This window comes from Crocosphaera watsonii WH 8501 (assembly GCF_000167195.1).
Classification (GTDB): domain Bacteria; phylum Cyanobacteriota; class Cyanobacteriia; order Cyanobacteriales; family Microcystaceae; genus Crocosphaera; species Crocosphaera watsonii.
This window is the reverse complement of sequence record NZ_AADV02000002.1, coordinates 59,727-74,449: the sequence shown is the minus strand read 5'-3', so window position 1 is coordinate 74,449 and position 14,723 is coordinate 59,727. Positions and strand designations below refer to the sequence as shown.

10 protein-coding genes and 2 pseudogenes are annotated in these 14,723 nt (G+C 36.9%); 5 read left to right on the top strand and 7 right to left on the bottom strand.

Going from position 1 to position 14,723, the window contains the following annotated elements; translation table 11 throughout:
• Positions 1 to 91: 91 nt before the first annotated feature.
• Positions 92 to 652: a DUF2808 domain-containing protein gene (locus CWATDRAFT_RS03910; protein WP_007303766.1), complete on the bottom strand. Its 561-nt coding sequence runs from the start codon at positions 650 to 652 to the stop codon at positions 92 to 94.
• Positions 653 to 1,284: 632 nt separating this feature from the next.
• Here CWATDRAFT_RS03910 and CWATDRAFT_RS03905 point away from each other — a divergent pair.
• Entirely contained in the window at positions 1,285 to 3,021 is a 1,737-nt protein-coding gene (locus CWATDRAFT_RS03905) for an IS1634 family transposase (RefSeq protein WP_042711168.1), read from the top strand.
• A 144-nt stretch (positions 3,022 to 3,165) separates the two neighbouring features.
• On the opposite strand, the pseudogene CWATDRAFT_RS03900 reads toward CWATDRAFT_RS03905, so the two are convergent.
• Positions 3,166 to 3,807 (bottom strand): annotated as a pseudogene (locus CWATDRAFT_RS03900) (transposase).
• A gap of 64 nt (positions 3,808 to 3,871) precedes the next feature.
• Positions 3,872 to 4,249 (bottom strand): annotated as a pseudogene (locus CWATDRAFT_RS03895) (helix-turn-helix domain-containing protein); the annotation flags it as partial.
• A gap of 136 nt (positions 4,250 to 4,385) precedes the next feature.
• Here CWATDRAFT_RS03895 and CWATDRAFT_RS03890 point away from each other — a divergent pair.
• Positions 4,386 to 5,912 carry an IS5-like element ISCwa2 family transposase gene (locus CWATDRAFT_RS03890; protein ID WP_007303762.1) on the top strand — a complete coding sequence of 509 codons (1,527 nt, stop codon included), beginning with the start codon at positions 4,386 to 4,388 and terminating at the stop codon, positions 5,910 to 5,912.
• 199 nt (positions 5,913 to 6,111) lie between these two features.
• Positions 6,112 to 6,381 carry a hypothetical protein gene (locus CWATDRAFT_RS03885; RefSeq protein ID WP_007303761.1) on the top strand — a complete coding sequence of 90 codons (270 nt, stop codon included), beginning with the start codon at positions 6,112 to 6,114 and terminating at the stop codon, positions 6,379 to 6,381.
• Positions 6,382 to 6,746: 365 nt separating this feature from the next.
• Here the strand turns inward: CWATDRAFT_RS03885 and CWATDRAFT_RS32265 are convergent, their stop codons facing one another.
• Positions 6,747 to 7,988, bottom strand: coding sequence for a GUN4 domain-containing protein (locus CWATDRAFT_RS32265; RefSeq protein ID WP_007303760.1), 1,242 nt, complete (start codon positions 7,986 to 7,988; stop codon positions 6,747 to 6,749).
• A gap of 258 nt (positions 7,989 to 8,246) precedes the next feature.
• Entirely contained in the window at positions 8,247 to 9,671 is a 1,425-nt protein-coding gene (gene glnA / locus CWATDRAFT_RS03875; protein WP_007303759.1) for a type I glutamate--ammonia ligase, read from the bottom strand.
• Positions 9,672 to 9,931: 260 nt separating this feature from the next.
• Between glnA and CWATDRAFT_RS03870 the strand changes: the two genes are divergently transcribed.
• Entirely contained in the window at positions 9,932 to 10,633 is a 702-nt protein-coding gene (locus CWATDRAFT_RS03870) for a hypothetical protein (protein WP_007303758.1), read from the top strand.
• A gap of 312 nt (positions 10,634 to 10,945) precedes the next feature.
• Positions 10,946 to 11,887 carry a hypothetical protein gene (locus CWATDRAFT_RS03865; protein WP_007303757.1) on the top strand — a complete coding sequence of 314 codons (942 nt, stop codon included), beginning with the start codon at positions 10,946 to 10,948 and terminating at the stop codon, positions 11,885 to 11,887.
• Positions 11,888 to 11,937: 50 nt separating this feature from the next.
• On the opposite strand, the gene CWATDRAFT_RS03860 is transcribed toward CWATDRAFT_RS03865, so the two are convergent.
• Both CWATDRAFT_RS03860 and CWATDRAFT_RS03855 read right to left on the bottom strand, forming a co-directional pair.
• Positions 11,938 to 12,858 carry a branched-chain amino acid transaminase gene (locus CWATDRAFT_RS03860; RefSeq protein ID WP_007303756.1) on the bottom strand — a complete coding sequence of 307 codons (921 nt, stop codon included), beginning with the start codon at positions 12,856 to 12,858 and terminating at the stop codon, positions 11,938 to 11,940.
• 86 nt (positions 12,859 to 12,944) lie between these two features.
• Entirely contained in the window at positions 12,945 to 14,723 is a 1,779-nt protein-coding gene (locus tag CWATDRAFT_RS03855) for a M61 family metallopeptidase (protein ID WP_007303755.1), read from the bottom strand.

The window sequence follows — 14,723 nt, the reverse complement described above, 5'->3', positions numbered from 1 at the left end:
ACTACGCTCAGCGTTTACCCCTACGGGACAGACAAACCCACCCCCTTCAGTTCCCCCTCCGGTGGAGGGGGTTAGGGGGTGGGTTCACCTTCTAAGTACGAGAGAAAGAAACGATCCAAGTACCGATATAAACCCGTAAAGGAATTTGTCCAGAGGTTAAGACATCACCAATCAGATAATAGGTTCCAGCACTGGGATTTTTGACGTTAGAAAAGACAATTTCAGCCGAATTTCCTGCTTCTAAGGGTTTTTCTAAGTCAATTTCTACCACACGACTTTCTTTATCCCAATAAACTTCTCTTAAGGGAAGAGATTCGCCATCAACCCGTACTTCTACGGAATTAGTGTTAAATTTACCATCGAATTCGGGATCTTTGAGATAAGAGATAAAAAATTTACTCACCCCTTGGGTTAACTTCTTCTTAGAGATCCGCAGTCTCATCCGTTCCCCATAAAATCTGGGTCGTCCATTAAAGTCTAATTTATAGTTGAGGATGTCGCTGCGTTCTTCAACACCGCTAAAAATAACCAGTCCGGGGTTACCATTCGCTAGAGACAAGGTTTGCACACCGCTTATTAAGCATCCAGATAAAGCTAAAGTAGCCATAAACCGTTTAGATAGTCCTGTTGCTAGGGTTTTGATTTTATTCATAATTAAGTTTGTCTTAGAATCACTCGTTTTTAGGATAGAGCGATTGTTGTTCACTCCTGATACCCAGCATAGCAAATGATTGACAGCTATTACTGACTCAAATACAGAGTTCTCATTTTTTTCAGTATCTTTCTGGCATTGTTATATTTACTAAAAAGAACACCTGTTGAAACATTGACTTATTTTGTGAAAAAGGGATTTATTCCCAAAGGTAAGTAGAAAATTTTTATGAGGATCATATTCTAAACATCAAACTTGCTTTAATCTGCTCTTATGTAATAACTGTGTTTTTACTTAGGTTGAAGATAAAATTACCAGAAAAATGGCATTTTTTTTTACTCAGCTTAAAAACACAACAGTATTTTTAACCAAAAAGATATCAAATCTCTATAAAGGGTAAATTGAACTTTAATAAATACTTAAAATGTAACAATTTTGTTATGGGGTTGCCACTCCATATTTTCTCAAATATATTAGATGTATACCTGAACTTCCCCCATACATATCTACTATAGAGCCTTGAAACCCTTATCTATGAAGGGATACAGCGATTAGACTCCGGTGCTGTACCCATGTATATGGTAACATATCTTAATGGACAGGGATTCTCTCTATTTGCTAAAATAGTAGTCATGTATATAGAGCGAGTTCCGAATAGAAATTCCCCCCCGGCTGTTCTGCTTCGTGAATCTTACAGAGAAGGAGAGAGAGTCAAAAAAAGAACCCTGGCAAATCTATCAACATTGCCAGATGAAGTTGTTGATAATATGAAACTGGTATTAAAAGGGGCGAAAGTTTCAATGACTGAAACGATACCCGATAATTTTGAGGTGATAAGAAGTCGTCCTCATGGTCATGTGATGGTTATATTAGAAACCATTAAAAAGTTAGGGTTAGATAAGATAATTGCCAAAACTTCTTCTCGAACTAGAAACTTAGTTTTGGGTATGATAATTGCGAGAATTATCAATCCTAAATCTAAATTAGCCACAGCCAGAGGATTTCATGAGAAAACTTTTAGTAATAGTTTAGGAAAAGTGTTAAACTTAGAAAAAGCTGATGAAGACGAACTCTATGATGCTTTGGATTGGTTAGTCAATAAACAAGAGAAAATTGAAAATAAATTAGCTAGTCTTCATCTCAATAATGGCTCATTAGTTTTATATGATGTCACCTCAACCTACCTAGAAGGGAACGGATGTGAATTAGGAAAATATGGATATAATCGAGATAAGAAGAAGGGAAAAACCCAAATAGTCTTTGGACTACTTTGTGACCAAAATGGTTGTCCTATCGCTGTAGAAGTTTTTGAAGGAAACACCTCGGATACTAGCACATTAGAAAGTCAAATAGAGAAAGTTAGGAAACGATTTGAGGTTAAGAATGTGGTGTGGGTGACAGATAGAGGTATTTTAACGTCTTCAAATATTAAAGAGTTGGTGAAAGCAGTAGAAGGATTGGATTATATCAGTGGCTTAACTAAGGCAAGCATTAGAAAATTAGCCGAAGTAGAGGCTATTCAACTAGGATTATTTGATGAAGTTAATCTCGTTGAATTTGAAAGCGAAGATTACCCAAATGAAAGATTAATTGCTTGTCGAAATCCTTTGATTGCTGCTAAAAATAGGAAACAAAGAGAAGCTCTATTAAAAATAGCAGAAGAACAATTTGAGTTAATTATCAAAGCCACCAAAAGGGAAAAAAGAGCTTTGAAAGGAGCGGATAAAATAGCCTTAAGGGTGGCTAAGTTATTAAACAAGTATAAAATCAATAAATACTATAATTTAGACATCACAGATTCAGGATTTACTTATGAGCGTAAACAAGAGTTGATTGACCAAGAAATTGCTCTAGACGGGGTTTATATTCTTAGAACTTCTGTAGATGAAACTCTAATGGATGGATTTGAAGTTGTCAAAGCTTATAAAAGTTTATCTTCGGTGGAAGAAGCTTTCCGTTGTTATAAATCTATTGATTTAAAAGTGCGTCCTATTTATCATTATAAGGGAGACAGAGTTAAGGCACATATTTTCTTATGTATGTTGGCTTATTACGTTGAATGGCATTTAAAACAAAAATTAGCCCCTTTATTATTTGAAGATGAAGAAATTGATAATAACTATCAGGATGTCATAAAAGCTCGTCGTAGTAATTCTGCTGTTGCTAAAGATAGAAAAAAACGCACCGAAGATAACTTACCAGTTCACAGCTTTCGTACTTTACTAGAAGATTTGGGAACAATTTGCTTGAACACAGTTGAGTGTTCTTTAGAGAGTGGAAAATACGTTTTTGACAAGATAACTCGACCTACTGAAGTGCAACAAAAGGCATTAGATTTATTAAGCATTTCTTCTGTTTGTACCCATTAATAACCCCTAGCTAATTCGGTGTATCCCTCATGCAGCATACGTTATCGGGTTTTGTCAAAGGGGAAGTTCAGGTATACACTTAAATAAGTTCCCTGACGAGGTGTGACAAATGACTAGTGCAGCTTAGCAAAAATAATCCACCAGTCACTTATGATCTTTAAAGCCCTTAAATTTCCAAACGAACGGCTTAGCAAAATGTTGATTAAAGTAATCAATAAAATTGAGAATTTTTTGGGATAGTTCTTCAGTTGAACGGACAGTAATTCTTTTGAGTAAACGCCTGACTAAGATCTAAAACCAACACTCAATTTGATTAAGCCACGATGTATGTTTGGGAATATAAACAAAGCTAATTCGATGAGATTCATCTGATAAAAAATCTGCTCTGCTGTCCATAGATTGCAAAATCCCCTCCTTTCCTTTTCTCCCCAAATCAATAGTAATTCCACAGCTTTCTGCTACTAATTTGACTAAGCTTTCCGATTTATGAGTGTTGAGTTTATCTACAATAAAAATCCATTCTGCTTTTTCATCAATCTTAATCGTTCTCTGGATATGTTCAGAAAAATCTTGTTCTGTTCTTGTCGGTCCAATAGAGGGACTAACAACTTTTCCTCTTGCCACATCCCAGTTCGCAATCAAGCTTAAAGTTCCGTGTCTTTCATATTCAAATTCGATTTTTTCTACTTGTTTAGGCTTGATTCTTTTGTTCGGAAATAATCTCTCAAGAGCTTGAATCCCTGTCATTTCATCTGTACTAATTAAATGAATTCCTTGTTCTAACAAAGTTTTAGCTTCTTGATGAAGTTCACAGATATATTTGACTTGCTTTTTAAATTTTAAGGGATCATCAATTTTGGCATTTAACCAGTAACGAACGAGATGTGGTTGTAATGTCGCTTCTTTTTAAAAAACGCCCCACACTACGGGGGGAAATCTTTTCGACAATTCCTCTTTTTATGGCTTCATCCGCCAACTCTGAAGGTGTCCAATGGCTCACTGGTCTGTCTGATTTTTCACATTCTTCACAAGCGATCGCTACAATCTGGACTACTTGTTCGACCGTAAAGGATTTTGTTGTTCCAGGTCTTGGGCGATCGCTTAAAATTCCTTTGATCAAGACCATTAATGCTTTCTCCGTTACCTGTTGTTCTTCGGCGGCACTCAGTTTTTCTCTCTCCTCAAACCATCGAGATCGCCACTGACGCACTTGTACTCGGTCTAATTCGGGTTTGCTGAATAAAAGCAAAACCCTATTCTTTAAAAGGTTACACCCATATTCGCGATCGCAAAAAAGATCAGCTTTGTCGGCTACAAACCGCTATAATTGGTAGAAACACCTCCCAGTTGTTGGTCAAGAACAAATGTATCGAAAAGAGGAGCAACCTTTACCGCCCCCAGAAAAATTTGAATTACCTTTCGAGGGCAAATTGTCCCCCAATAATCGTTGGGTAATCATGGCAGAGTTGATACCTTGGGATGATTTTGAGGAAGAATATGCTAAACTTTTTTCAGCAGAAAAAGGTGCGCCAGCCAAACTATTTAGAATGGCATTAGGGACATTAATTATTAAGGAAAAATTAGGAACAAGTGATAGAGAAACTATAGAACAGATTAGAGAAAATCCCTATCTACAATACTTTATAGGTTTAAATTGTTATCAACAAGAGCCACCACTGGAATCTTCAATGCTAGTTCATTTTAGGAAAAGAATTGATGGAGAATTGATAAACAAAATCAATAAAAAAATAGTAAAAAGAGAAATAGACAAGAGTGATAAAGAAGTAAAAAAAAAGGATTGTCTCCAAGAAAAAGGAGAAAAAATAAAAAATAAAGGTAAACTAATTTTAGATGCGACTTGTGCGCCAGCAGACATCAAATACCCAACGGATTTAGGCATATTAAATCAAGCCAGAATTGAGACAAAAAGAATAATAGATAATCTTTATAAACCATTAAGAGTAAAATTGAGAAAAAAGCTGAGAACTTCTAGAAAAATTGCTAGAAAGGAATACTTAAAAGTAGCTAAAAAACGAAAAGTATCTTATCAAGAAAGAAGAAAAGCTATCGGGAAACAGTTAAAATACCTTAAGAAAAATTTAGGAAATATAGAAGACTTAATTCAAGCTGGGGCTTCCCTGGAAAATCTGAGTAAAAGACAGAAAAATTGTCTAGAGACTATCAAAAAAGTTTATGAACAACAACAGTCAATGTGGGAGAATAAGACCCAGAGTGTTCCTCAAAGAATTGTAAGTTTAACTCAACCGCATATTCGTCCAATAGTGAGGGGAAAAGCAGGAAAACCAATAGAGTTTGGAGCTAAACTCTCAGTAAGCTGTGTAGATAACTATGTGTTTCTAGACAAAATAAGTTTGGAAAACTTCAATGAATCTTGTCATTTAAAAGAACAAGTAGAAAAGTATAAAGAAACGTTTGGCTATTATCCCGAATCCGTCCATGTAGATAAAATTTATCGAACTAGGGAAAACAGAAATTGGTGTAAGGAAAGAGGGATAAGAATCAGTGGTCCGAAGTTAGGAAGACCTCCGAAAAATGTCAGTGAAGAAGAAAAGAAACAAGCCCACTCCGATGAATGCTTCCGTAATGCTATTGAGGGAAAGTTTGGACAAGCTAAACGAAGATTTAGCCTAAATCTCGTGATGACAAAACTCCCTGAAACCTCCATTACATCTATTGCTATTACATTTTTAGTTGTCAATCTTTCTAAACTTCTGAGGCAGTTTTTGTCGCTTTTTTTGTCCTTATTTACTAATAATAGAACAGGGGAACTCATCAAACCGCCTTTCATTAATTTTGATTATACTTTAAACAATTTTTATGTACTAAAACTTATTGATTTGTCAGAAAATTCTTGGTCAAAAGTGGCATAAATTTTGGAGAAACTTTTTCAGCAAACCCTAACTACAAACTTACATTGATTTTTACCTACCTACTTAATTGATTAAGTAGCTTAAAATGTCATCGGTTAAAGGTTCATTAAAGTCAAGTTTAATGGCTAAAATAAAAATAGTCCCCTGGCAACCACCAAGGGGACATCAAACTTTTGTTAATTAATTTGAGAGTAACACAATGTCAGAAGATAGATTAGCTAGAATTGAAAAGATTGTTGAATCTAATGCTAAATCGATTCAAGCTTTAAGTGATGCTGTAGCCCAAGATAGAAAAGAACGGGAGAAGGAACGAAAAGAATGGGCGCAGGATCGTCGCCGTGTTTTTGAATGGATGGCTAGATTAGCTGCTGCACAAGCAGACTTTTATGAAGTTCAAGCGGACTATGTGCGTCATATTGAAACCATAGAAGATCGCCTCACAGAAATCCGCGATCGGTTAGATCCTTAAATGTAGGGTGGGCATAGGTTAATCAACAAGAATTATGATATCTAACCTATAATTAATTGCCCACCATTTTCATCACTATCAATACATATTAAGGTGCTGGTGTGCAAGTCTTTTAAATGGTTGAATTAACTTTAAAAATTTTCCCTCTTTCCCACCCTACAAGCTAGACTATTTCAGCTAAAATGAGTTCATAGGAATGTGAGCATCTTGCTCACTAAGCTCGAAAAATAGCAAGCAGGATGCTTGCACTCCATTAAATATTAATCATAATTAACCCCTAATAAACAACACATAAAATTATGGGCATAATATTATTATTCCCCTACAAAAATATATTCTTAAAAATTTCCTACAAGCCTTATATGCTACAGTTTACAAGTCTTGACGCGAGAGAAGAGAGATTTTCCCCTCCTACCCACTAAAAAAGGGAGGTGTCCCGATGGTGCTTTTATGGATGCAAATGTAAGATTTTTGGAGTTCAACCAACTTCCTCCTTGTCGCCATCCCACGGCATCACCGAAGGATTCCCAGACTTCCCTATTATACTCTCTCGTGCCTCCTAAGCGGTGGTATATCTCCTTTTGGACAGAGAAGCCAAATTTCCCTTCACTATAGCTTAACCAAAGCTGATTGATGGTGCGTAAGTCCTCACAGGGGAAGTTGTCGATATCATTAACAGTTAAGTATCCTTCTTTAACTCGGTTTGCTGCTTGCAACATAACTCTTGCTGTTTCTTGATCTGCTTCTTTCCAGTTACCTGCTGCGAGGAGATCACGTAGTTTAGCATAGTCAACATTTCTAGCACTTTTCAACTCAACTTCGGAGACTAAAGGTACAGTATAATCATTAATATCAACAGTCTGGTTAGTATAATTATTTCGTAGTTGATTTAAGTTTGATTCTACATCATTTTGAATAGAATCAAGTGCAGTGGTTAAAGAGGTATTTTCTAACACTTCTGGAGGTAATAATGACTCATCTAAACTCTTAACAGTTTCAAAACGCATATTCTCCAAAGCATCCCCTATGCGTTCCCGTTTACCATAACTTGTTGCCAAAAAATCTACCACACTATCCGATAAACTTTCCGACTCCTCAAAAGCAAATAATCTAGCATCTTGGTTGAGAATATCTCCTGCTAATACTCTAATTTCTTCTACCGTTCCTGAGAGTTCTTCATCAATGCTCACAACTTGTTCAATTAAACCCTGAAATGGTCCCAAAAAGTTGCTCATAATGTTCTCAAAATTCATGGCAACATCAGCTAACTTATTAATATCTTTTTCTATTTTATTAATTTCTTGTTGTAAAGCATAAGCTTTTTGATACTTACTCAATTTTCCTACCATGTTCTCTAACAGAGACTTTTGTTGTACTTGATCTTCTGCTAATTTTTGGATATTCTTATTAATTAAATCAACTGTTTTCAACATCAATTGAGCAGCACGGTGTAAAATAAAAGCATTCCTAAAAATCTGTTGTTGTTGACTTTGATATAATTCCAATAAAACAGGATCATTGTCTGCTTCTTGCAGTCCCATGAGTCGTTTTTCTTCTACTTGTGCTAATTCTAATGTTAGAATTAATGTTGAAACTGATCCCCCCAACCCCCCTTATTAAGGGGGGATCTCTATGACCTCATGAATTATTACTGATTGGTATAGTAAGTAGGTAGGGCAAAATAAAGGTAAGTTTGTAGTAAGTCCTAACAGACGATAAAGATAGTTATCATCAAGGCTAAAGCCTTGACTACGGACTTTTGTATTTAATTACACCTACTCACTTATAAGGTAGAAAAACATCTTTCTTGCAAAAAAAATGCCACTGATAATAGTGGCAAGATAAACTAAATAATGACTAAATTTTTAGACATCATAATACAACGCAAACTCATAAGGATGAGGGCGTAAACGTAAAGGATTAACTTCATTATCCAGTTTATATTCGATCCAATTTGTGATGAAGTCTTCTGTGAAAACACCACCATCGGTTAAGAAAGCATGATCTTTTCCTAAGCATTCTAATGCTTGTTCTAAAGAACCAGGAGTAGAAGGAATTTTACTCAATTCTTCAGGTGAAAGCTCATAAAAATCTACGTCCAAAGGCTCTGCTGGCTCTATTTTGTTTTTAATGCCATCAATACCTGCACAAAGCATGGCAGCAAAAGCTAGATAGGGGTTCGAAGTAGCATCAGGACAACGGAACTCTAATCTTTTGGCCTTGGGGTTACTCCCTGTCAAAGGAATACGAATGGAAGCGGAACGATTTCCTTGAGAATAAACCAAGTTAACCGGTGCTTCAAACCCAGGAACCAAACGCTTATAAGAGTTGGTGGTGGGGTTGCTAAATGCCAATAAAGCTGGAGCGTGTTTTAAAATACCACCGATATAGTGAGTGGCCAGTTTACTGAGATCGGCATAAGTACCTTCTTCCCAGAATAAGGGTTGTCCTCCCTTCCAAATAGATTGGTGGACGTGCATTCCTGACCCATTATCATTAAATAAGGGCTTGGGCATAAATGTTACGGTTTTACCATATTTTTTAGCCACGTTTTTGATTACGTACTTGTATGTCAGCAAATAATCAGCAGCGTCAATTAAGGTAGCAAAACGGAACCCTAATTCATTTTGTCCCCCGGTTGCTACTTCGTGGTGATGTTTCTCGATGGGAACCCCACATTTAGCCATAGTCAGCAACATTTCCGTCCGCATATCCTGGAGGGTATCGGTGGGAGAAACGGGGAAATAACCCTGTTTATAACCAGGTTTATAGGCTAAGTTACCGCCTTCTTCTTCTCGGCCAGTATTCCAACGACCTTCTACACTATCAACGGAATAATAAGCTTTGTTCTCTGTTTGGTCGAAGCGAACGTCATCAAAAACAAAGAACTCTGCTTCTGGTCCAAAAAAGGCAGTGTCACCGATACCGGTGCTTTGGAGATACTCTACTGCTTTTTTGGCAATGGTGCGAGGGTCACGACTGTACCATTCCCCTGTACGAGGCTCTTTAATGCTACAAATTAAACTTAGGGTAGGTTCCTCATAGAAAGGATCGATCCAAGCTGTCTTGGGGTCGGGAACCATACACATATCCGATTCGTTGATGGCTTTCCATCCCCGAATACTGGAACCATCGAAGGGAACCCCAGCGTCAAAGGAATCCTCGTCAATTTGGTTATGATAAAAAGAGCAATGTTGCCAAATCCCTGGTAAATCAATGAATTTGAGGTCAATAATTTGAATGTTGTTGTCTTGAATCATTTTCAAGACTTCTTGGGGCGTTTCGGCCATGAAAGACTCCTTGGGATTTCAATATAATACGTCTCCTCAAGTCATTGATGGTAAAGACTCACTTTACCATATTTTGTATAATTTGCTACTGTTTAACCCTTTAAAACCTGTAGATAATACAAAGTTTTGAGAGCAAAAGGAAAAATCAAAGTTATATGTTAAAGAATTGTATCAAGTGTTTTCAAAAAAAGTAGTTAAATTCCCTTAAATTAACGATATAGTAAACATGAGCAGACGTTATATTTTAGGCAGCCTCGGTAATGCAAGTTTCATTGCGATCGCAACCCCTTTTTGAGCAATTATCTAATTTGTCCTGGAGTCAACTCAGGTACGGTATCAGGTATGTGTTAAACCACAAAAAACGACGGAAACTGCTACTGTGTTTATCAGGGTCCATGGGAACCACCCTGATGTTAGCTTGGGACCCCAAACTGGTAGCTGCTACCTTAACGGGGATGGGACTCATGGGTGTGGTTTATTGGGTTCAAACTGATAAATGCCAAAGTTATTGGCTCTATTGTTATGACTTTTCCCAAACTTTTCAAGGAAAGTTAGCGATCGCTGTTATCAGTGGGGGTTTCGGGGCAATTGGTAGTTATATTGCCCTTGATATTTGGTCTAATGCTCAAAATCGCTGGTTAGCTACTGGACTGATTTTACAAGGGTTAGGGACTTTTGTAACATTAGGTTTACTGAGTTGGCAATTATTTAACATACCCAGAAAAAAACAAGAAAATCAGTATCAAGAATGGGTATCTCAATTAACAGACGTTAATGTTTTAAAAAGATTAATTGCTGTAGAAAATTTATTTAATCTTATAGAAAAAAAACAGTTAACACCAATTCAAGCAAAGCAGATTCGAGGATATTTCCGCCTCATGTTAAATCAAGAAACAGAAGTTATTGTTAGTCAAGTTGTATTACAGTGTTGCCAACTGCTGAATAACCCTCGGCATTTTTAAAGAATTCTAGAAATTAATTTTGTATCCCAACTCAGTCAAGCATTGTTTAAAGGAATCAGTTTAATCAAGAAAATAACCATCCCGTGCTTGGATTCGTTCTGAATCTCCTGCGCTTCAGCCAGGAGAGCGTCAAAAGGCTACCCTATCGACAAGATTCTTTTGATTCGAGTAGTAACTTGACCTCGCCATCTTCTAATTTGCGAGCGCCGATTTCTGAGTTTAAAATTTTGATAACTGTACAGTTTTCTAGTATCATAAACAATAATCTAATCTGTTTCAAAGCAAATATTTCAATAAAAAGAGGCAATCTAGATGGCACGGCCAAGCTGTTCCCTATGGATGTTCGTTGCTCGTACAGATGTTTCCTTTATGATGCACACCATTCCTCACCTAGTGAGAATGAACCATTTTCCCTTTGAGGAGAAGGTTTTGGTCATTGATACTGCCCCCTTGACTGGGGATAAAGTACGCCGTCCTGGGATCGGAACCATGCAGGAACTTAAAGAATGTACCCAACAGCTACTCAAGGCTAATATTGTCGATAGGATTGTCGATATTAATTATAATCCTAATTATCGTCGGCAAGTTTACGGCAAGCACTTTGGTACCTCGCTTCGCTGCACCCACAACTATAAAGGGTATCCAATACTAGGGTCGATTTTGAAGATCGAAGAATGCAAAAGCGACTATATGCTTCACTTCGACAGCGATATGTTACTACACCAACAACCAGATTATGATTGGATTACAGATGGCGTTGAACTAATGCAGGAGTATCCTGAGATGATGTTTATCAGACCGTTAACAGGCCCGCCAACGGAAGATGGAACGATTTACCAAAGTAGGGTTGACGAAAAAGAATCGGACAAATTCTACAAATCTAAATTTTTTGGAAGTCGAGCATATTTGGTTAACTGTAAACACTTCGATCTCTTACTGCCTTTACCAATTGTTTGGCGTTCTTATAAGCGGGAGTTTATGAATCAATTGTCAGTACCCCTAAAAAATGTTCTCAATCAAATTACGGGTAAGGGAAAATTGGATTCTTGGGAAATTATGGTATCGAAGAAATTAGAGGAAACTAGCTATTTTAGAGGAACTTTAATGAACCCTAAAGCCTGGACTTTACACCCTATAGATCGTAGTCCTGCATTTATAAAAGCTTTACCTAAAATCATTGAAAAAATTGAAGCTGGAGACTATCCTTCTCAACAGGCTGGTTATTACGACTTAATTTCTAACTTATGGTTCTAAATTGATTTTAGTGACACTTTTCATTCTTTTTTGCTTCAAGCTGATTACAATTATTTCCCTTCTAAAGGAATAACATAAATCCAGTTCTTATAATCAGAGTCTTTATTTTCAGTAATCCCTGATAACTTCTCTTTTAACTGTTCGGTAATGGGACGATTTTCAGGGAGTTTAAAGGTTTCTATTTGCTTGACTGGGGCTATTTTTGCTGCTGTTCCGCATAAAAACACCTCATCAGCGATCAATAATTCTGACTTATCAATGGGACGTTCGATGGTGGGGATACCTAAATTTTTAGCTATGGTCAAAACACTATCTCTTGTAATTCCTTCTAGGATATCTTGTTCAAATCCAGGGGTTATTAACTTGCCTTTTCTCACAATAAAAACGTTCATTCCTGTGGCTTCACAAACCTTCCCTTGAGAGTTCATTAAAATGGCTTCATCAAACCCTGACTCTACTGCTTCTGTTTTGGCTAAAGCAGAGGTAATATAAGCAGCACTGATCTTTCCTCTTAAGGGAAAACTCCGATCTTCTTGACGAGTCCAAGAACTAATACGACAACTAATCCCATCAGGGGAAAGATAGTCTCCCATTTCTAAACCATAGACAAAAAAGTTTTTTTCAATGTTGTGTAGCCTGGGGGCAATTCCTAATCCTGAACTATAAACTAAAGGACGAATATAAAAGGACTTGGTTGGCTGATTTTTCTGGACAAAATCAATAATAATTTGTTCTAGTTTCTCTGGAGATAATTCATAATTGAGAAACTTGGCACTTTGACATAAACGTTGACAATGACGATCTAAACGGAATAAGAGAATTTGTTGGGGGTTTTCGGGATCAGGTATGCCACGCATTCCGCCAAAAGCCGCTGTACCATAATGTAGGGCATGGGTCGCTATAGAAATTTTAGCATTTTCAAAGGGGACAAATTGGTTCTCAAAATAAGCAATTGGCAGAAAATTGTGCATCTTGTATTCCGTTATCCTTTAGCGGTTTTTAGATAGTTTGCTATCCCAGACCCCTATTATAACCCGAAATTTGCCTAATATTTCCCCTAAATTTTTCCAAGCCAACCCCTTAAATTTTCTTGTTGAAGCAGTGAAGGATTTTCCATTTCTACCACCTCATATCGACTGGGTTGGGGTTTTCCTAAGGTGACAGAGAAGGTTTTTAATTCATCTTGGTGGAATACTGTCACAGAAATGATTTCTTCTGTTTGGTGATCCTTCAGACGTCCCTTTAATTGTGCGGCCGTCACCCTGATCCCATTAATGGCTAATAATTCGTCTTCTGGATCAATTCCCTCTACAGCAGCTGGTGATCCTTTCTCAACAAATTTAATAATTTCTTTATTATTTTCTGAGGCAACTCTGATGCCTAAATAGGGAATATTATCTTCTTCCAGAATCGCTTTAAGCTCTAAACCGAAGGGGTTTAAATACTTATTAAAGGGTAATTCTTCTGTGCTATCAACGTATAAATTGAAAAAGCTTTGTAAGTCCATATCCGCAACAGATTCAATCACCCGTTGTAGTTGATGGGGAGTAAAACCAGTTTCCGATTTTCCGTATTGTTCCCACATTTGAACTAGAACGTTATCTAAAGACCGTTTATTTTGATGCTTAGCCCTAATCAATAAATCTAAGAGAAGGGAGACTAATTCGCCTTTTAGATAATAGGAAATTTGGCAATTATCACTGTTGTTATCTCGGCGATATAGCTTGATCCAAGCATCAAAACTAGACTCACTTAAGGGCTGAACTTTTCGACCTGGAGTCATTAAGAAACGGGTAATTTCTTTGCCTAAAAGTTCCAAGAACTTTCTCGGATCATAGATTTCCGCTCTCAGAGGAATCAGCAGATCATAATAACTGGTTGTTCCTTCAGAAAACCATAAAGAAGGGGTATAATTTTCCTGTTCGTAATTGAAGGTTTCTAAGGCTTTGGGACGGATACGTTTTACATTCCATAGATGGAAGAATTCATGGGCGACTAATTGTATGAAACGGTTATATTTTTCTGTATCCTTAAAGTAAAAACGAGAATAGATCAAAGAACAAGAATTTTTATGTTCTAGTCCCCCAAAACTCTTGTGGGTGAGATGAAGAATAAACAAATAATCATCGTAGGGTAGTCCACCGAATAATTGGGCTTCTGTTTCGATAATTTTTTTAGTATCTTCTATTAGTTTGCTAGGTTGAATATTACCAGTTCCCCAAATAGCATATTGATGGGGTTTTCCTAAGACTTCAAAGGAATAAACTCCGTGATTACCAATTTCAAAAGGACTATCAACTAATGTGTCAAAATCTTTGGCATAAAATTGATTAACTTTTCCAGAAACCTCTGGTAAACCTGTGCTAACTTTCCAACTAGAATTAGGGGGAATAATTTCCACAGTAACGGGAGTTGCTTCTAAGCCTGGAATGAAATAGAATAAAGCAGCCCCATTGAAATAACCATGAGTATCATCTAAATGGTTAGTTCTGACCGTTAATTCGTTGGCAAAAACTCGATAGGTTATCAGTATATTATCAACTTCTTTGGTTTCTACTTGCCAATGGTTTTTCCCAAGCTTTTGACTGAGGAGTTTTGTTTGTTTATCTTTTGATACTGCTCTAAAATCTTGGATATGTCGAGCATATTCTCTCACTAAATAAGAACCTGGTGTCCAAACTGGCATTTTTAGGTTAAGAACCGGGTCTGGCCAATGTTCAATTTGGAACCCTACCTCAAAGAGATGAGAACTAGGGTTAGTCATTTTCACAAAATAGGTTAAGCTGGGTAGGGGATAATTAAGTTTTTTGAATTCCGTATTAATTGATCTAATCAT